General features: G+C 72.4%; 15 protein-coding genes and 1 pseudogene. 13 read left to right on the top strand and 3 right to left on the bottom strand.

Annotation, left to right across the window (positions count from 1 at the left end; translation table 11 throughout):
- Positions 1-104: 104 nt before the first annotated feature.
- On the bottom strand, positions 105-1,676 hold the full coding sequence (locus ABT147_RS45735) for an alpha/beta hydrolase (protein ID WP_351418161.1): 1,572 nt from the start codon (positions 1,674-1,676) through the stop codon (positions 105-107).
- A gap of 226 nt (positions 1,677-1,902) precedes the next feature.
- Positions 1,903-2,946, bottom strand: a complete 1,044-nt coding sequence (locus ABT147_RS45730; protein ID WP_351418158.1) for an Rv2578c family radical SAM protein — start codon at positions 2,944-2,946, stop codon at positions 1,903-1,905.
- Positions 2,947-3,167: 221 nt separating this feature from the next.
- Here ABT147_RS45730 and ABT147_RS45725 point away from each other — a divergent pair, with 221 nt between their 5' ends.
- The 12 genes and pseudogenes from ABT147_RS45725 (at position 3,168) to ABT147_RS45670 (ending at position 17,271) form a co-directional block, all read left to right on the top strand.
- Positions 3,168-3,611: an SRPBCC family protein gene (locus ABT147_RS45725; RefSeq protein ID WP_351418156.1), complete on the top strand. Its 444-nt coding sequence runs from the start codon at positions 3,168-3,170 to the stop codon at positions 3,609-3,611.
- Between the two features lie 24 nt (positions 3,612-3,635).
- Positions 3,636-3,797 (top strand): annotated as a pseudogene (locus ABT147_RS45720) (serine/threonine-protein phosphatase); the annotation flags it as partial.
- Between the two features lie 137 nt (positions 3,798-3,934).
- Positions 3,935-6,382, top strand: coding sequence for an MFS transporter (locus tag ABT147_RS45715; protein ID WP_351418154.1), 2,448 nt, complete (start codon positions 3,935-3,937; stop codon positions 6,380-6,382).
- 243 nt (positions 6,383-6,625) lie between these two features.
- Positions 6,626-9,103, top strand: a complete 2,478-nt coding sequence (locus ABT147_RS45710) for an ATP-binding SpoIIE family protein phosphatase (protein ID WP_351418151.1) — start codon at positions 6,626-6,628, stop codon at positions 9,101-9,103.
- Between the two features lie 233 nt (positions 9,104-9,336).
- Positions 9,337-10,062 (top strand): class I SAM-dependent methyltransferase, encoded by a 726-nt coding sequence (locus tag ABT147_RS45705; RefSeq protein ID WP_351418149.1) that lies wholly within the window; start codon positions 9,337-9,339, stop codon positions 10,060-10,062.
- Between the two features lie 113 nt (positions 10,063-10,175).
- On the top strand, positions 10,176-11,009 hold the full coding sequence (locus tag ABT147_RS45700) for a M55 family metallopeptidase (protein WP_351418147.1): 834 nt from the start codon (positions 10,176-10,178) through the stop codon (positions 11,007-11,009).
- A gap of 7 nt (positions 11,010-11,016) precedes the next feature.
- Positions 11,017-12,363, top strand: coding sequence for a M20/M25/M40 family metallo-hydrolase (locus tag ABT147_RS45695; RefSeq protein ID WP_351418145.1), 1,347 nt, complete (start codon positions 11,017-11,019; stop codon positions 12,361-12,363).
- 27 nt (positions 12,364-12,390) lie between these two features.
- Positions 12,391-14,373 (top strand): S9 family peptidase, encoded by a 1,983-nt coding sequence (locus ABT147_RS45690; protein WP_351418143.1) that lies wholly within the window; start codon positions 12,391-12,393, stop codon positions 14,371-14,373.
- Between the two features lie 131 nt (positions 14,374-14,504).
- Positions 14,505-15,389, top strand: coding sequence for a S66 peptidase family protein (locus tag ABT147_RS45685; protein ID WP_351418164.1), 885 nt, complete (start codon positions 14,505-14,507; stop codon positions 15,387-15,389).
- 69 nt (positions 15,390-15,458) lie between these two features.
- On the top strand, positions 15,459-15,710 hold the full coding sequence (locus ABT147_RS45680; RefSeq protein ID WP_351418140.1) for a lipopolysaccharide assembly protein LapA domain-containing protein: 252 nt from the start codon (positions 15,459-15,461) through the stop codon (positions 15,708-15,710).
- A gap of 26 nt (positions 15,711-15,736) precedes the next feature.
- Complete coding sequence (locus ABT147_RS45675) at positions 15,737-16,312, top strand: GNAT family N-acetyltransferase (RefSeq protein ID WP_351418138.1); 576 nt, start codon at positions 15,737-15,739, stop codon at positions 16,310-16,312.
- 62 nt (positions 16,313-16,374) lie between these two features.
- Positions 16,375-17,271 (top strand): arginase family protein, encoded by an 897-nt coding sequence (locus ABT147_RS45670; protein WP_351418136.1) that lies wholly within the window; start codon positions 16,375-16,377, stop codon positions 17,269-17,271.
- A gap of 3 nt (positions 17,272-17,274) precedes the next feature.
- Here ABT147_RS45670 and ABT147_RS45665 read toward each other — a convergent pair whose 3' ends face one another.
- Positions 17,275-17,628 carry a VOC family protein gene (locus ABT147_RS45665; protein ID WP_351418134.1) on the bottom strand — a complete coding sequence of 118 codons (354 nt, stop codon included), beginning with the start codon at positions 17,626-17,628 and terminating at the stop codon, positions 17,275-17,277.
- Between the two features lie 162 nt (positions 17,629-17,790).
- Between ABT147_RS45665 and ABT147_RS45660 the strand changes: the two genes are divergently transcribed.
- A partial coding sequence (locus tag ABT147_RS45660; protein ID WP_351418132.1) for a phage holin family protein occupies positions 17,791-18,254 on the top strand: 464 nt, incomplete at its 3' end.

Raw genomic sequence — 18,254 nt, 5'->3', positions numbered from 1 at the left:
CCTCCGGGGGTGTCGGTGTGACTCTCTCCGTTTACTAGTGGGGGGGGGGGGGGGGGCCGGCCCCCCCCCCCCCCCCCCCCCCCGGCCCCACCGTCAGGTCGTGCTCAGCCGCGGAAGCCCAGCAGGCCGTGCAGTGTCGAGCCTCGGGACGAGGTGGACTTGGTCTTGGTGCTCAGGGGTTTCGGGTCGGGGAGTTTCTTGCAGGTGGCGTCGGTCTCGCCCTGGCCGCGCGGGACGGTGCCGTCGGTCAGATAGGCCGCCAGGTGCTTGTCGAGGCAGGCGTTGCCGCTCAGTGAGATGCCGTGGTTGCCGCCGCCCTGCTCCACGACCAGGCTGGAGCCGCGCAGCAGATGGTGGGTGACGACCCCGCCCTCGTACGGGGTGGCCGCGTCGTCCGTCGCCTGGAAGATCAGGACCGGCGGCAGCGCGGTGCTGGAGACGTCCACGGGGTCCAGGGGCTTCGTGGGCCAGAACGCACAGGGCGCGTTGTACCAGACGTTGTTCCAGGTCATGAAGGGCGCCTTCTCGTACACCGCCCAGTTGTCGTCGCGCCACTCGGCCCAGTCGCGCGGCCAGCGCGCGTCGCGGCACTGCACCGAGGTGTAGACGCTGTAGCCGTTGTCACCGGCCGCGTCGACGGCGCCGAAGTTCTCGTACGCCTCGACCAGCGGGTCGTCGTTCTTCTTGTTCACGAAGGCGGCGAAGGCCTCGGCGAGATAGGGCCAGTAGCCGTCGTAGTAGCCGCCGGGCATGAAGGTGTCCTCCAGCTCGGAGGCGCCCACCTTGCCGTCCGCGGGCTTCTTGCCCAGCGCCGCCCGCATCTCGTACCACTTGGCCTCGATCCTGTCCGGATCGATGCCCAGCCGGTACGTCCTGTCGTTCTTCGCGATCCAGGCCATCAGCGCCCGGTGGCGGTCGTTGAACGCCTGGTCCTGGCGGAGGTTGTCGTCGTACCAGACCCCGGTGGGGTCGACGACGGAGTCCAGCACCGCCCGCCGTACCCGGTTCGGGAAGAGCTTGGCGTACACGGCGCCCAGATAGGTGCCGTACGAGTACCCGAAGTAGTTAATCTTCTTGGCGCCGAGGGCCGCGCGGATGGCGTCCATGTCCCTGGCCGCGCTGACCGTGTCGATGTACGGCAGCACGTCCGCGTACTTCTTGGCGCACCCCTCGGCGAAGGCCCGCGCGCGGTCGAGGTTGGCCCGCTCGATCTTCTCGGTGACCGGCAGGGAGTCGGGGCGCACCGCCGAGAAGTGGCCCGGCCTGCAGTTCAGCGCGGGCTTGCTCTTGCCGACGCCGCGCGGGTCGAAGCCGATGACGTCGTACTGCGCCGCCACCTTCTTCGGCAGCGAGGACGCGACGAACCCGGCCAGGGTGAGACCGCTGCCGCCGGGGCCGCCGGGGTTGACCAGCAGGGGGCCCTGGTACGTCTTCGCGGTGTGCGGGACGCGGGAGAGGGCGAGCGTGATCTTCCTGCCGTTCGGCTCGCGGTGGTCGAGCGGCACTTTCAGGGAAGCGCACTGGAGCGTCGGATAGTCGGCGGTGGCGCACTTCTTCCAGGCGGGCTTCGCCACCGGGGCGGCGGCCGAGGCACCGTTCGCGCCGGCCGGGACCGCCGTGACCATTCCGGCCAACACGGCGACGGCACCGCACAGAGCAGCTGCGCGTTTCTTCATCGTCAGGCCTCCCAGGACGGAGGATTGCGGGCCGTGCACGCCACGGCCTTCGTCGCATCGTCCCGGAGCGTGACGGCGGAAGAACTCGTTCTGCCCGGACTTGACCCGATCGGGGCGGGAGAAGCGTCCGGATGCCCCCAGGGCCGTCGGTCGTCGCCCCAGAACCGTCAGATGTCGTCCCGGGACCGTCGGATGTCGTCCGAATGTGGTCAGACGCCGTCGGACGTCAGAGCAGGGTCAGTTGCGTCGGTGCCGTGTCCAGGGCCGGCTCCGGCGCGGCCGGCTCGCGCACCGGTATCCGTCGGGGCAGCTCCGCGCGCCGGGGACCCATGCCGTACTCCTGGGCCAGTTCATGGACCTGACGGGTGATCTGCCGCTGGTACCACTTCGGGGCGTAGGCGCCCTCGGCGTACAGCAGCTCGTAACGCCGTACGAGATGGGGGTGGTGGCGTTCCAGCCAGGCCATGTACCACTCGCGTGCGCCGGGCCGCAGATGCAGGACCAGTGGGGTCACGGAGGTGGCGCCGGAGGCGGCGATCGCGCGCACGGTGGCGCGCAGCCGGTCGGGGTGGTCGCTGAGGAAGGGGAGCACGGGGGCCATCAGCACCCCGCAGCCGATGCCGAGGTCGGTGAAGGCGCGCACGACGTCCAGCCGGCGTTCGGGGGCGGGCGTGCCCGGCTCGACCGTGCGCCACAGCTCGGGGTCGGTGAAGCCGACGGAGACCGAGATACCGACCTCGGTGACCTCCGCCGCCTGCCGGATCAGGTCCAGGTCGCGCAGGATCAGCGTGCCCTTGGTCAGGATCGAGAAGGGGTTCGCGTGGTCGCGCAGGGCGGCGATGATGCCCGGCATCAGACGGTAGCGGCCCTCGGCGCGCTGGTAGCAGTCCACGTTGGTGCCCATCGCGATGTGCTCGCCGTGCCAGCGCGGGGAGGCGAGCTGCCGGCGCAGCAGATCGGGCGCGTTGATCTTCACCACGATCTGTGAGTCGAAGTCGATGCCGGTGTCGAGGTCCAGATAGCTGTGGGTCTTGCGGGCGAAGCAGTAGACGCACGCGTGCGTGCAGCCCCGGTAGGGGTTCACCGTCCATTCGAACGGCATCCGGGAGGCTCCCGGCACCCGGTTCACGATCGTCCTCGCGCGGACCTCGTGGAAGGTCATGCCGCGGAACTCGGGGGTGTCGAAGGTGCGGCTCGTCACCCTGTCCGCGCCGAACAGCGCGGCGTCCCGGGCCGTGGCGGAGTTCTCGGCCAGATGGTCCCAGCGCATGGACGCCTCCTCGGTTGCTCTGCGCCCCAGAATAGAACACATGTTCTCTTGATCGTGCGAACTGGCATTCGAACATCGTGTGGAGGTCTCGTCGGGTGGCTGTCGGGGGTCCTCCGGGCAGTCCGCCGCGGGCCCTTGGGGCACCCCGATTTGGGCCCTCCGGCCGGGGGGTGGTTGGCTTTCCGCACATCCCCGAGTTACCAAGTGCTGGAGGAAGTGCAATGGCGCAGGTCGAGGCCACGACTGAACGAGTCGTCGCGGCGGACGCGGAGACGGTGTTCGACACCCTGGCCGAGTACAGCGGCGCGCGCGAGAAGCTGATGCCGCAGCACTTCAGCGAGTACGAGGTGCGCGAGGGCGGCGACGGCGAGGGCACCCTCGTCCACTGGCGGCTCCAGGCAACCAGCAAGCGGGTCCGTGACTGTCTCCTGGAGGTCACCGAGCCCTCCGACGGCGAACTCGTCGAGAAGGACCGCAACTCCACCATGGTCACCGTCTGGCGGGTCACCCCGGCGGGCGAGGGCAGCTCCCGTGTCGTCGTCACCACCACCTGGCAGGGCGCCGGCGGGATCGGCGGCTTCTTCGAGAAGACCTTCGCCCCCAAGGGCCTCGGTCGGATCTACGACGCCCTGCTCGCCAACCTGGCCGCGGAGGTGGAGAAGTAGCACCGGGGGCGACAAGCATGCCCGGTGCCCCCGCTGTCGATGACCGTTCCACAGGTCGAGGTGGCCGGAATCCTGGAGCCCGCCTACGACGGGGCCGGCGACAGCTTCGACTACGCCCTCAACGGCGACATCCTGCACGTGGCCATGATCGACGCGATGGGCCACGGCCCCCAACCGGCGGTCATCCGGGGTTCGTTGCCCACCTCACCGGTTCGAGTGGATCTCCATGACGCTCCCCGGAATGCCGTAACTCGCCGCACTTACCGACAGTTGCCGCTTAACGCGGGAATTGTGCGGTAAGTGCGACGAGGGGAGCGGTACGCATGGGCGCGATCACACTGGTGAAGGACGAACCGACCACCACACCCGCGACACCACCACCGGCGGACGGACCTCCCCCGCTCGGTCCCCGCCGGGTCCGCACGATCTTCTCCGCCCTGCTGCTCGTCCTGCTCCTCGCCGCGCTGGAGCAGATGGTCGTCGCCACCGCCCTCCCCGAGATCGTCGGTGAACTGCACGGCGTGGACCGTATGTCGTGGGCGGTCACCGCCTATCTGCTCACCGCCACCGTCACCCTGCCCGTCTACGGCAGACTGGGCGAACTCCGGGGCCACAAGGGCGTCTTCCAGTTCGCGCTCGTGGTCTTCGTGGCCGGGTCCGCGCTCGCCGGGTTCTCCCGGAGCATGGACCAGCTCATCGCGTTCCGCGCGCTCCAGGGTGTCGGCGCGGGCGGCCTCATGATCGGGGTCCAGGCGATCATGGGCGACCTCCTGCCGTCCCGGCACCGGGGCCGCTACCTGGGCCTGGTCGGCGCCGTGTTCGGCCTCGCCTCCGTCGCGGGCCCGCTCCTGGGCGGCTGGCTCACGGACCACCTCTCCTGGCGGTGGTGCTTCTACGTCAACGTGCCCTGCGGGATCGTCACGCTGGCCGTCGTCACCTTCGCGCTGAGACTGCCGAAGCCCACGGCCAGGGGGCGCCTCGACGTCCTGGGGACGCTGCTGCTCGCCGCCGCCTCGACCTGCGCGGTGCTGCTGGCGAGTTGGGGCGGCACGGCGTACGCCTGGAACTCACGCCTCGTCCTCTCCCTCGCTGCTGGCGCGGTCGCGGCGACCGCCCTCTTCCTCGTCGCCGAACGGTTCGCGGTCCACCCCCTCGTCCCCCTGCGGCTGTTCAGGGACCCGGTCTTCGTCGTGACCGGCCTCGTGGGCATCGTCATCGGTATCACCCTCTTCGGCACCGCCAGTTACCTGCCGACCCAGCTGCGGATGGTCGGCGGGATCTCCGCCACCGAGTCCGGGCTGCTCATGCTGCCGATGATGACCGGCATCGTCGGCGCGTCCGTCGTCTGCGGCCAACTCATCGGCCGCACCGGGCACTACCGCACATACCCCGTCCTCGGCAGCGCCCTGACCGCCCTCGGCGTATGGCTGCTGTCCCGCCTGGAGACGGACACGCCCCGGCTGCAGTTCGGCATCTGGACGGCCGTCCTCGGCGCCGGCATCGGCATGGTGATGCCGGTCCTGATCCTCGCCGTGCAGAACTCCGTACGCCCCGCCGACCTCGGGGCCGCCACCGCCGCCGGGAACTACCTGCGGCAGATCGGCGGCAGCGTGGGCGTGGCCGCATTCGGCGCGCTCTTCACGGCCCGGCTCGCCGACCGCCTCCCCGAGCGCACGGGAGCCGTCCTCCCCGACCCCCGTGCCCTCACCCCCGACCTCGTCCACGCCCTGCCCGCCCCGCTGCGCGACGCCTACGTCGGGGCCTACGCGCAGGCCATGCCGAGGCTCTTCCTGTACCTCACCCCGGTGCTCGTCCTCGGACTCCTCGTCGCCTGCTTCCTCAAGGAGAAGACACCGGTGCCGTTCGACGAGGTCCCCACCGAGTCCGAGTCGGAGTTCGAACCCGAGTCGGAGTCGGAGTTCGAACCCGAACCCGAGTCCGAGTCCGAGTCTCAGTCCGGGGCCGGGCCCACGCCCTCCGTCCAGATCCCGCACGCGCGTGCGCCGTACGTCCCCGGGATCCCCGTCCGCGGCACGGTCCGGCATCCCGACGGCTCCGTCGTGGCCCGGGCCGCGCTCACCCTCATCGACGGCACCGGCCGGCAGACCGGGCGCGGCGGCAGCGGCGAGGACGGGCGGTACGCGCTGTCCACGCCCGGGCCGGGGGCGTACGTGCTGATCGCGGCGGCCGGCGGTCACCAGCCGCAGGCCGTGAGTGTCACCGTCGGGGAGCGCCCCGTCGAGGTCGACATCGTGCTCGGCGGCGCGGGACGCCTGGCCGGGACCGTACGGACGGCGGACGGGCGGGCGGTGAGCGACGCGAGCGTCACGCTCACCGATGAACACGGCGAGGTCGTGGTGACCACCCGCAGCGGGGAGGAGGGCGAGTACCTCATCACCGAACTGGTCGCGGGGGAGTACACGCTCGCCGCGAGCGCCCACTCCTACCGCCCGGCCGCGCTCCCCGTCACCGTCCGGGCCGCCCGCGAGACCCGCCAGGACATCGAACTCGCCGGGGGCGCCGTCCTGCGGGGCACGGTCCGCGCCGGGGGCGGCCGACCGGTGGAGGACGCGCGCGTGACGCTCCTCGACGCCGCCGGGAACGTCGTCGACACCATCACCACCGGCATCGACGGAACGTTCCGGTTCGTCGGCCTCTCCTCCGGCGAGTACACGGTCATCGCCACCGGGTATCCGCCCGTCGCCACGGTGCTCCAGGTCGCCGGGGGCGGCAGGACGGAACGGGATCTGCAGCTGGGGTACGCGGACTGAGCCGTCGCCGTCGGGTGCGGGGAAGCGGGCCGGTGGTGCAGCCGTCGGCCGCCGGCCGGTAGCCGGTAGCCAGCGGTCTTGCGGGGGCGTGCGAGGGATCGTGCGCCGTCCGCGTGGCCTGCGCGTGCGCCGGAGGCTCCCAGGGAGCAATTCGCGTATTGCCACACATCGCAACGCTACGCAGTCGTACGGTAGTGAAGGCGGCGCAGATCTTGCGCACCGTGGGGAGAAAGGGCCTTGGCCATGGACCGTGGCACCGACACGGGCGCGACTACCGGCCCCGGAGCCGGTGACGGCACGGCGGAGCAGGCCACGGTCGGCCGTATCCCCCTGGCCGTGGTCGTCGTCGACCGCGCCGGTCTCGTGTCGCACTGGAGCACCGGCGCACGCCGGCTCTTCGGCACCGCCAAGGACGACGCGGTGGGCCACCCCGCCCTCGACCTGCTGCCCGTCTCCGGCGCCCTCCCGGACGAGGACGACACCCCGCCCTACGGGGCGTACGCCGCGTACGACGCCCTCGGCCACGACCTGGAGACCTCCCTCGACGGACAGCTCTCCTACCCGGCGGCGGGCCGCGCCCGGCTCACCGTGCCGGGCCGCGACCGGATCGACGTCCTGTGGTGGGCGTACCCCCTGGTCGGCCCCGGCCGGGAGCGCCTCCTCGTGCTGGCCGCCGACGCCGGGACACTGCGCCGGCGGGACGACGGGGCCGCCGTGGCCGTCGAACGCATCGCGCCCGGCTTCGCCCTGCACACCGACTTCCCCGGCGCCGAGGAACTCGCCCGCAGACTCCCCGAGATCCTGCCCAGCATGAGCGTCGGCGAGAGTGCCCGCATCGTCTCCCAGGTCCTGGAACTGGGCTATCCGGTCCTGGAGTTCAGCCAGAACGACCAGGTGCCCGTCACCCCCGACTGGGGCGTGCCCCGGCGCACGGAACGGCAGGCGCGCCGTGCGCGGGCCGCGCGCGCCGTCGCGGAGGGGCTGCCGGTCCCGGAGGACGTGGGGGACGAGGGCGAGGACCTCGAACACGCCGCCGTACGCGAGCGCCTGGAGTTCCTCAACGAGGTCAGCGGACGCATCGGCACCTCCCTCGACCTGTCCCGGACCATCGTCGAGGTCAGCAAGGCCGTCGTGCCTCGCTTCACCGATGTCGCCGGCACCTATCTGCGCGAACAGGTCGTCGCCGGCGAGGGCTTCCCCGACGGTGTGCCGGACACGACGACCATGTGGCACCGGGTCGCCGTGGAGCACACGGACGAGCCGGGCCGCTGGGACGACGTGGTGCCCGTCGGCGAGGCCATGCCCTTCCCCGCGCACACCCCGTTCTTCCAGTGCATGACCACCGGCGAGCCCGTCCTCGTGCCGCGCATCAGCGAGCAGATGGGGCACGCGATCGCCGCGCAGTTCGAGAAGCGCGACATCCGGCCGCTGATCACGGGCCGCTCCATGCTGGTCGTCCCGCTGAAGGCCCGCAACGTGGTCCTCGGCTTCATGATCCTGCTGCGCCACCCGGAGCGCGAGGTCTTCGACGACATGGACCGCGTCACCGGCGCCGAACTCGCCGCCCGCGCGGGCCTCGTCCTCGACAACGCCCGCATGTACACGTACCAGGAGAACGTCGCCGAGACGCTCCAGGACAGCATGCTCCCGCAGATCGAGGCCCACATGGCGGGCTGCGACATCGCCACCCGCTATCTCCCGGGCACCCTCCTCGGGCGCGTCGGCGGCGACTGGTTCGACTCGGTGAAGCTGCCGGGCGCCCGCACCGCCCTGGTCGTCGGCGACGTCATGGGGCACGGCCTCAACTCCGCCGCGATGATGGGCCAGTTGCGCACGGCCGTGCAGACCATGGCCGCCCTCGACCTGCCGCCCGCGCAGCTCCTGCGCAACCTCGACGACCTCGCCCAGCGCCTCGGCGAGCACTACCTCGCGACCTGCCTGTACGCCGTCTACGACCCCATCGCGAGCGAGCTGCACCTCGCCAACGCCGGACACATCCCGCCCGTGCTGGTCCGCGCGGTGGACGGCCGCAGCGAACTCCTCGACCTGCCCACGGGCGCGCCCATCGGCGTCGGCGGGGTGCCGTTCGAGGCGGTGCACGTGCGCGTGGAGCCCGGCGACCGGCTCGTGATGTGCACCGACGGGCTGGTCGAGGTGCGCGGCGAGGACATCGGCGTGGGTCTCGCCACGCTCTGCGAGTCCGCCGCCCACCCGGCGGCCTCCATGGACGACGCCTGCGACACCATCATCCGCGCCCTCAACACGCGCGGCGGCCGCAAGGACGACGTGGCCCTGCTGATGGCCCGGCTCAACGGCATCGAACCCGAGGACGTCGCCGAGTGGCGCCTGACCTCCGAACCGATCGAGGCGGGCCGGGCCCGCGCCGTCGTCCGCGAACAGCTGTACGTCTGGGGCCTCGACGCCCTCGCGGACACCACCGCGCTCCTGATCGGCGAACTCGTCACCAACGCCGTACGCCACGCGCGCGGGCGCCGCATCGAACTCCGCCTCGTCCGCGGCGACACCCTGCAGTGCGAGGTCTACGACGACGACCCCACCCTGCCGACCCTGCTCAGCGCGGCGCCCACGGACGAGTTCGGCCGGGGGCTGCGTGTCCTCACGACCCTGGCCCGCGAGTGGGGGACCAGCAGGACGGGCGCGGGCAAGACGGTGTGGTTCGAACTGACACTGCCGAGGCGGACGGTGTCGAGGCGGCGCTGAGCCTGCCTCGCTCGTTCCAAGAGGCCGGACCAGGGGCTGGACCGGGGGCACAGGCCGGACCGGGGGCAGGGGCAGGGGCGGGGATCAGGGGGCGTGCGGGGCGCGTAGGGGCGCGCGTGATCTGGATGAGAGGTGAAGGTACGCGCACGGTGCTTGTCTGCGCATTCCGGGCGCGGTAGACCGATCTGGGCCGCCGGAGCGGCGGGCCGGGCGTCGCTGTTCGGGGGTTGGGCATGAGCGTGACTGAGCGCTACCGGGAGGCCTGGGAAGGGTTCTGGCGGGAGGCCCCCGACGAACCGGGCGCGGTCTTCTGGGACGCCGGCCCCGAACGGACGGCGGCCGTCCACCTCGCCCTGTTCGAGCCGTATGTGACGTCCCCCGGCCTGCCCCTCGTCGACCTCGGCTGCGGGAACGGCACCCAGACCCGCTTCCTGGCCGACCGCTTCCCACGGGTGATCGGCGCCGACCTCGCCGACGCCGCCCTCGACCGGGCCCGCCGCGCCGACCCCGACGGCCGGGCCACGTACCGTCTGCTCGACGCGACCGACAAGGCGGAGGCCGAGACCCTCCACGCCGACCTCGGCGACGCCAACGTCTATGTGCGCGGCGTCCTCCACCAGTGCGACCCCGACGACCGCCCCCGACTCGTCGACACCGTCGCCACGCTGCTGGGCGAGCGCGGCCGGGCCTGCCTCGTCGAACTCGCCGAGGCCGCCAAACCCGTCCTCATGGGCCTCGCGGGCGGTCCGTCCGGACCGCCCGCCAAACTCGCCCCGATCCTCCGCCACGGCATCGCCCCGGGCGAGGTCTCCGACGCCGAGATCCCGCACCGGCTGCGCGCCTGCGGCCTCACCCTCGTCGCCCACGGCGAACTCCCGCTGACCACCACGGAGTACACCGCCGAGGGCACCCGGATCGAACTACCGTCGAGGTGGTACGTGGTGGGACGTACGGGGTAGGGGCCGCTCGGGCGGGGTGCGTGGGCCGTCCCGGTGGACGTCGGTGGGCCGCGGCGGTGAGAGTTATCCACAGGTCTGCCACGGATCGGCGCGAGCGCGTACGGTTTCGAGCCATGAAGATCCTCATCAGCGCCGACATGGAGGGCGCCACCGGTGTCACCTGGCCGGCCGACGTGCTGCCGGGGACGCCGCAGTGGGAGCGGTGTCGTGCGATGTTCACCTCGGACGTGAACGCCGCCGTGCTCGGCTTCTTCGACGGCGGGGCCGACGAGGTGCTGATCAACGAGGCGCACTGGACGATGCGCAATCTGCTGCTGGAGGAGCTGGACGAGCGCGCGCAGATGCTGACCGGACGGCACAAGGCGCTGTCCATGGTGGAGGGCGTGCAGCACGGCGACGTGGACGGCATCGCGTTCGTCGGCTATCACGCGGGCGCCGGGATGGAGGGCGTCCTCGCCCACACGTACCTGGCGAACTCGATCACCGGGGTGTGGGTGAACGACGAGCGGGCCAGCGAGGGACTGCTCAACTCGCATGTGGTGGCCGAGTACGGGGTACCGGTGGTGCTGGTGACCGGTGACGACGTGGCATGCGAGGACGCCCTGGGGTATGCGCCCGAGGCGCTCAAAGTGGCGGTCAAGGACCATGTGTCGCGGTACGCGGCGGTGTGCCGCACCCCGAGGAGAACGGCCGCCGACATCCGCGCGGCGGCGAAGGAGGCCGCCTCGCTCGCCGTGCGTCACGAACCGGTCCGGGGCGGGCCGTTCACCGTGGCGCTGGAGTTCGACGCCGAGCATCTGGCGATGGCCGCGACCGTCGTACCGGGTGTGACCCGTACCGGTGAACGCAAGGCCGCGTACACCAGCCCGACCATGTACGAGGGAATCCGCACCTTCAAGGCGGTCACCACGATCGTCTCGGCCGCGGTGGAGGAAGCATATGGCTGAGAAACCTATGGCTGAGAAACCTATGGCCGGGCGGACAGCACCGGTTGAGCGGCAGGCGCTGGACGAGGTCGTCCGGTTCACCTCCGACCTCATCCGTATCGACACCACCAACCGCGGCGGCGGGGACTGCCGGGAGCGGCCCGCCGCCGAGTACGCCGCCGCGCTGCTGGCCGAGGCGGGCATCGAGCCCACCCTGCTGGAGCGCACCGAGGGCCGGACGAACGTCGTCGCGCGGATCGAGGGCACCGACCCGTCGGCGGACGCGCTGCTCGTCCACGGTCATCTGGACGTGGTGCCCGCGCAGGCGGCGGACTGGACCGTGCACCCGTTCTCCGGCGAGATCCGCGACGGCGTGGTGTGGGGCCGGGGCGCGGTCGACATGAAGAACATGGACGCGATGATCCTCGCGGTCGCCCGGCACTGGGCACGCGCGGGTGTGCGCCCCCGCAGGGACATCGTGATCGCGTTCACCGCCGACGAGGAGGCGAGCGCCGAGGACGGCTCCGGGTTCCTCGCCGACCGGCACCCCGGGCTCTTCGAGGGCTGTACCGAGGGCATCAGCGAGTCGGGGGCGTTCACCTTCCACGACGGCGCCGGCCGGGAGATCTACCCGATCGCGGCCGGGGAGCGCGGCACAGGCTGGCTGAAGCTCACCGCGCGCGGCCGGGCCGGCCACGGCTCCAAGGTGAACCGGGCCAACGCGGTGACAAGGCTGGCGGCGGCGATCGCCCGGATCGGCACCCACGAGTGGCCCCTCCGGCTCACCCCGACCGTCCGCGCGGCCCTCACCGAACTCGCCGCGCTGTACGGCGTCGAGGCAGACCTCGACGACCGGGACGGCGTCGACCGGCTGCTCGACAAGCTCGGCCCGGCCGCCGCCCTGGTCGAGGCGACCGTGCGCAACAGCGCCAACCCGACCATGCTGGACGCCGGTTACAAGATCAACGTCATCCCGGGGGAGGCCGTCGCCCGGGTGGACGGACGGTATCTGCCCGGCGGCGAGGGCGAGTTCCGAGAGACCATGGACCGGCTCACCGGGCCCGACGTGGAGTGGGAGTACGAACACCGGGAGGTGGCCCTCCAGGCGCCGGTGGACTCGGTGACGTACGCGCGGATGCGGGCCGCCGTGGAGGAGTTCGCGCCCGAGGGGCATGTGGTCCCGTACTGCATGCCGGGCGGCACGGACGCCAAGCAGTTCTCGCGGCTCGGCATCACCGGCTACGGCTTCTCGCCGCTGAGGCTCCCCGAGGGCTTCGACTACGCGGCGATGTTCCACGGCGTCGACGAACGCGTCCCGGTCGAGGCGCTCCACTTCGGCGTCCACGTCCTCGACCGCTTCCTGCGGACGGCCTGAGCGATGGCCCACGGGGGACCGAGGGAGATGGGGGACAAGGTGCAGACCCTGGCGTACGGTTCGTGGCCCTCGCCGATCGACGCGGCGCTCGCCGCCGCGCACGACGGCCATCCCGAGTTCGTGGGCTTCGTCGGCGACGAGGCGTGGTGGACCGAGCCCCGGCCCACCGAGGGCGGCCGGCGCACCCTGGTGCGGCGCACGGCCGACGGCACGGAGGAGTCGGTGCTCCCGGCCCCGTGGAACGTGCGCAGCCGGGTCATGGAGTACGGCGGCAGCCCCTGGACCGGCGTCCCGAGGGAGACCGGCCCGTTCGTCGTCTTCGTGAACTTCGCCGACCAGCGACTCTACGGGTACGAACCGGGCGGCGAGCCCCGGCCGCTCACACCGGTGTCACCGGTGGGCGGCGGACTGCGCTGGGTCGACCCACGGCCGCACCCGGAGCGGGACGAGGTGTGGTGCGTCCTGGAGGAGTTCACCGGGGACGGCCCGACCGACGTCCGACGGGTCGTCGCCGCCGTGCCGCTGGACGGCTCGGCCGCCGAGGACCGGGGCGCCGTAAGGGAACTCACCGACGACACCCGGCGGTTCGTCACCGGCCCGCGCCTCTCGCCCGACGGCCGCCGCGCCGCCTGGCTGGCCTGGGACCATCCGCGGATGCCGTGGGACGGCACGTCGCTGCTCGTCGCCGAGGTGACCGAGGACGGCCTGCTCGGCGAGCCCCGGACCGTCGCGGGCGGCCCGGAGGAGTCGGTCGCCCAGGTCGAGTGGGCCGCCGACGGAACCCTCGTGCACTCCAGCGACACCACCGGCTACTGGAACCTGTACCGACTCGACCCCGACAGCGGCGAGCGCATGGCACTGTGCGCCCGCGAGGAGGAGTTCGGCGGGCCGCTGTGGAAGGTCGGCTGGCGCTGGTTCGCGCTGCTCGACGACAAGCTCGCCGCCGTGGTGCACGGGCGGGGCGCCACCGCGCTCGGCATCCTCGACCTGGAGACCGGCCAGGTCGTGGACGCGGCCGGACCATGGACCGAGTTCGCCCCGTCGCTCGCCGCGCACGACGGCCGGGTCATCGGCATCGGGGCCAGCCCCCGCAGCGCCTACGAGGTGGTCGAGCTGGACGCCGCCACCGGCGACGCCCGGGTGATCGGCGCCGCGCACGACGACCCGGTCGACCCCTCCCACTACCCCGAACCGCAGATCCGCTCCTTCCTCGGCCCCGCCGGACGCGAGATCCACGCCCACATCTACCCGCCGCACAACCCCGGCTGCGTCGCCTTCAGCACCGAGCTGCCGCCGTACGTCGTCTGGGCGCACGGCGGGCCCACCAGCCGCGCGCCCCTGGTCCTCGACCTGGCGATCGCCTACTTCACCTCGCGCGGCATCGGGGTCGCCGAGGTCAACTACGGCGGGTCGACCGGGTACGGACGGGAGTACCGCAACCGGCTGCGCGAGCAGTGGGGTGTCGTCGACGTCGAGGACTGCGCGGCGGTGGCGCTCGCCCTCGCCGACGAGGGCACCGCCGACCGGACCAGGCTCGCCGTCCGGGGCGGCAGCGCCGGAGGCTGGACCGCCGCCGTGTCCCTCACCACGACCGACGTCTACGCCTGCGGAACGATCCTGTATCCCATCCTCGACCTCACGAACTGGGGGTCGGGGGAAACCCACGACTTCGAGTCCCAGTATCTGGAGACGCTGGTGGGGCCCCTGGCCGAGGAGCCGATGCGGTATGCGGAGCGGTCGCCCGCCGAGCACGCCGACCGGATCACCGCGCCCTTCCTGCTGCTCCAGGGCCTCGACGACGTGATCTGCCCGCCCGCGCAGTGCGAGCGTTTCCTGGCCCGGCTGGAGGGGCGCCGGGTGCCGCACGCGTATCTCGCCTTCGAGGGGGAGGGGCACGGCTTCCGGCGGGCGGAGACGATGGTGCGGGTCCTGGAGGCGGAGCTCTCGCTGTACGCGCAGGTCTTCGGGTTGAATCCTCCGGGAATCCCGACTTTGGAGCTCGCCAAGTGACACCCCCCGGCCCCACCGACCTGCCCCGCCCCACCGACCTGCCCCGACCCGCCGACCGGTCCCGTGCCACCGCCGTGGCGCACCCCGTCCCACCGCTGACCAGACCGGCCCGGCTCGTCCCCGGCGCCCGGGTGGCCGTCGTCGCGCCCAGCGGGCCGGTGGCCGAGGAGCGGCTCAGCGCCGGGCTGGACATCCTGCGCGGCTGGGACCTCGACCCCGTCGTCGGACCGCACACACTCGACCGGCACCCCGGGTTCCCCTACCTCGCGGGCACCGACGCCGACCGTGCCGCCGACTTCCAGGCCGCCTGGTGCGACCCGTCCGTGTCCGCCGTCCTGTGTGCCCGCGGCGGCTACGGCGTCCAGCGCATGGTCGACCTGCTCGACTGGGACGCGATACGGGCGGCGGGCCCCAAGACGCTCGTCGGGTTCAGCGACATCACCGCCCTCCACGAGGCGTTCGCCACCCGCGCCGGACTGGTCACCCTGCACGGACCCATGGCCGCGGGCGTCGACTTCATCAAGAACTCCCGGGCCCAGGAGCATCTGCGCGCCACCCTGTTCTCCCCCGAGTCGGTGCGCACGATCCGGGCCGCCGAAGGAAGCACCGCCCTGATCCCCGGCCGCGCCCGGGGCGTCCTCCTCGGCGGCTGCCTCTGTCTGCTCGCCGCCGAGCTCGGCAACCCCCACGCCCGCCCCTCCGCCCGGGGCGCCCTGCTCTGCCTGGAGGACGTCGGCGAGGAGACCTACCGCCTCGACCGCTATCTCACCCAGCTGCTCCGCGCCGGCTGGTTCGACGGCGTCGCCGGCATCGTCCTCGGCTCCTGGGCGCAGTGCGACCCGTACGAGCGGGTGCGGGCGCTGCTCGTGGACCGGATCGGCGGGGTCGGGGTGCCGGTGGTGGAGGAGTTCGGGTTCGGGCACGGGGACGGGGCGCTGACGATCCCGTTCGGGGTGACGGCGGAGCTGGACGCGGAGGCGGGAACGCTGACGCTCGACGAGCCGGCGCTGATCTGACAGCCCCGCCGGGCGCCCGGGACGGACTCCCACCGGGCGCGTCCCGGCACCTGGCGGCATCCTGGAGACATGAGCCCGAAGACATCGGAACGGATCGGGACGCACGGCCGGAAGCAGGGATGGCGTGATCTGCTGACGCCCGGCAGGGTCGTCGCGGGACTGCTCGCGGTGCTCGCGCTCGTCTTCGTCTTCCAGAACACGCAGAGCACCGAGATCCAGCTGCTGGTCACCGAGGTCACCATGCCCCTGTGGATGGCGCTGCTGGGGACGGGCCTGGTCGGAGCGGTGTGCGGAGCGTTCTTCATGAGACGGCGCAGGTGACGCCTGCGCCGACGTACCGTGGCGGGGTGTCCGAGAACGTTCGTCGTCATCTCATCGAAGGCCCCCGCGTCGCGCTACGGCACTTCGCACCCGAAGACGGGTCCGAGTTCACGGCGCGGGTGCGGGAGAGCAGGGATCTGCACCACCCATGGCTGTTTCCGCCGGCCACGCCCGCCGCGTACGCCGCGTACGCGGGGCGGCTCATCGAGGATCCGACCAAGGCCGGGTTCCTGGTGTGCGAGCGGGACGGCGGGGGGATCGCCGGGTTCGTCAACATCAACAACATCGTGGAGGGCGGCTTCCAGTGCGGGGCCCTCGGATACGGGGCCTTCGCGCACGCCGCCGGGCGGGGGCTGATGGGGGAGGGGCTCGGGCTGGTCGTCGAGTACGCGTTCACGTTCATGGGGCTGCACCGGCTGGAGATCAATGTGCAGCCCGGGAACGCCGCGTCCATCGCGCTCGCCCGGCGGTGCGGGTTCCGGCTGGAGGGGTTCTCGCCGGACTTCCTGTTCATCGACGGGGCGTGGCGGGACCACCAGCGATGGGCGCTCACGACCGAGATGAAACGCCCTGACCCGGGCATGGGCCGTCCGTCGGCATGAGCCACCCGCCGGAATGATCCGTTCCCGCTCCGGTGGGCGGCCGGGTCCCGCAGGATGGGGCCATGCGGAACATCGTCGTCGTGGACGCCCCCTCGAACCTCGGCCTGCGGCCGCCCGCACCGGGTACCGTTCCCGGCTGCCACAAGCTTGCCGGCGCCCTGCGGGAGCAGGGCATCGTGCGGCGGCTTGGTGCGCTGGAGGGCGGGGTGGTGGTGCCGCCCCGCTACGACCGGGGGGACTGGAGGGAGGGCGACGGCGTCTTCAACGCCGCCGCGATCGCCTCGTACACGCGCAGGCTCGCCGACCGGATCGAGCGCCATGTCCGGGCCGGTGAACTGCCCGTCGTCCTCGGCGGGGACTGTTCGATCCAGCTCGGCGCGTCGCTCGCGCTGCGCCGGATCGGGCGGTACGGGCTGGTCGCGATCGACGCCTCCGCCGACTTCCGGCACCCCGGGAACTCCGACGGGGTCGGCGCGGCCGGTGGCGAGGAACTGGCCCTCGCCACCGGGCGCGGGCAGACGGACCTGACCGACCTGGAGGGGCTGGCGCCCTATCTGCGCGACGAGGACATACGGCTCTTCGGCATCCGGGACGCGTTCGAGGAGGACCGCGGCGAGCTGGCCGCGCTGAAGATCCCCGTCGTGACGGTCGGCGAGCTGCGCACCTGGGGCGCGGACGATCTCGCCCGGGTCACCGCGCAGAGCTTCGAGACACCCGAACTCGGCGGATACTGGGTGCACTTGGACGCCGACGTCCTCGACCCGTCCGTCATGCCCGCCGTCGACAGCCCCGACCCCGACGGACTCCAGCCCGACGAACTGACCGCGCTGCTCCGCCCGTTGGTCCGCTCACCGCACTGCGTCGGCCTCAACGTCACCATCTACGACCCCGATCTGGACCCCGACGGCACGGCCGGCGCGCTGCTCACCGACATCGTGGTGGCCGCGTTCGCTCCTTGACGTTCATCCGGCCGACCTGCGGTCCGCGTACTCGTAGACCGAACCGTCGGGGTGGACCGCGATGAGGTTGCGGCCGACGGGCGTCGGGATCGGACCCGCCAGGACCCGGGCGCCGGAGGCGGTGAGGACCTGGTTGGCCTCGTCGACGTCCTCCACCGCGATGGTGGCGGCGACCTTCCGCAGGACCTCCAACTCCGACTCCGGGCCGCTCATCAGCAGGAAGCAGCCGATGGCGGCGACTTGGACGCCACCGCGTTCGAAGCGCATCGCCGGTCCGCCCGAGAGTCTCTCGTAGAACGGGACCGCGGCTTCCAGGTCGTCGACGCAGATGCGGAGCGTGGTGCCGAGAATCTCCATGGGGAAAGCCTAGTTGGGGCCGGCCGGGGATGGTGATCGTTGCGGACGGATTCCGCCGGTCGCCGTTCCGGCCGTCGTCGCTGTCGCTGTCGTTGCCGTCGCCCGCCGTCGCCGTCGTGGTGCGCCGCGTTACGCGGGTACGGGCCCGGGTACTCGTGGGCGATGGACCGCTTGGATCATCTGGAACATCTGGACAGGCATCTGGTCGACGAACTGGCGCTGGTGGCGCGGGAGACCGTCCGCGACGAGCTGCGGCAGCAGACCCGTAAGCAGCGTCGCAGGGCCACGCTGTACGCCGCGTCCGGGGCGCTCGCCCTGTACGCGGGTGCCGCCCTGGCACTGGCCCTCGGGCTGGCGCTCTCGCTGGGCCTGCCGCACTGGGCCGCGGCGCTGATCACGGCCGCCGTGCTCGGTGCGGCGGTGTATGTGCTGAGGGGCGTGGCGCGGCCTTCGGCGTCCCGGCCGACGGCCGGGCACGAGGACGCGCTCGCGGCGGGCCGTGACGGGGCCGCCGCAGGTACGGCCCCGGGGATGCCCCCGGGCGGGACGGCACCGGCCGGCTATCCGCCGGTGCCGCCGGTCGCACCCGCCGCCGGGGCCGGTGCCGTCGGCGCGCCGCCCCCGGC

Origin of the sequence: Streptomyces sp. NPDC001868 (assembly GCF_040297125.1) — a bacterium.
Lineage (GTDB): Bacteria > Actinomycetota > Actinomycetes > Streptomycetales > Streptomycetaceae > Streptomyces.
Note: the sequence above shows the minus strand (reverse complement) of the source record. Positions and strands in the feature narration are given on the sequence as shown.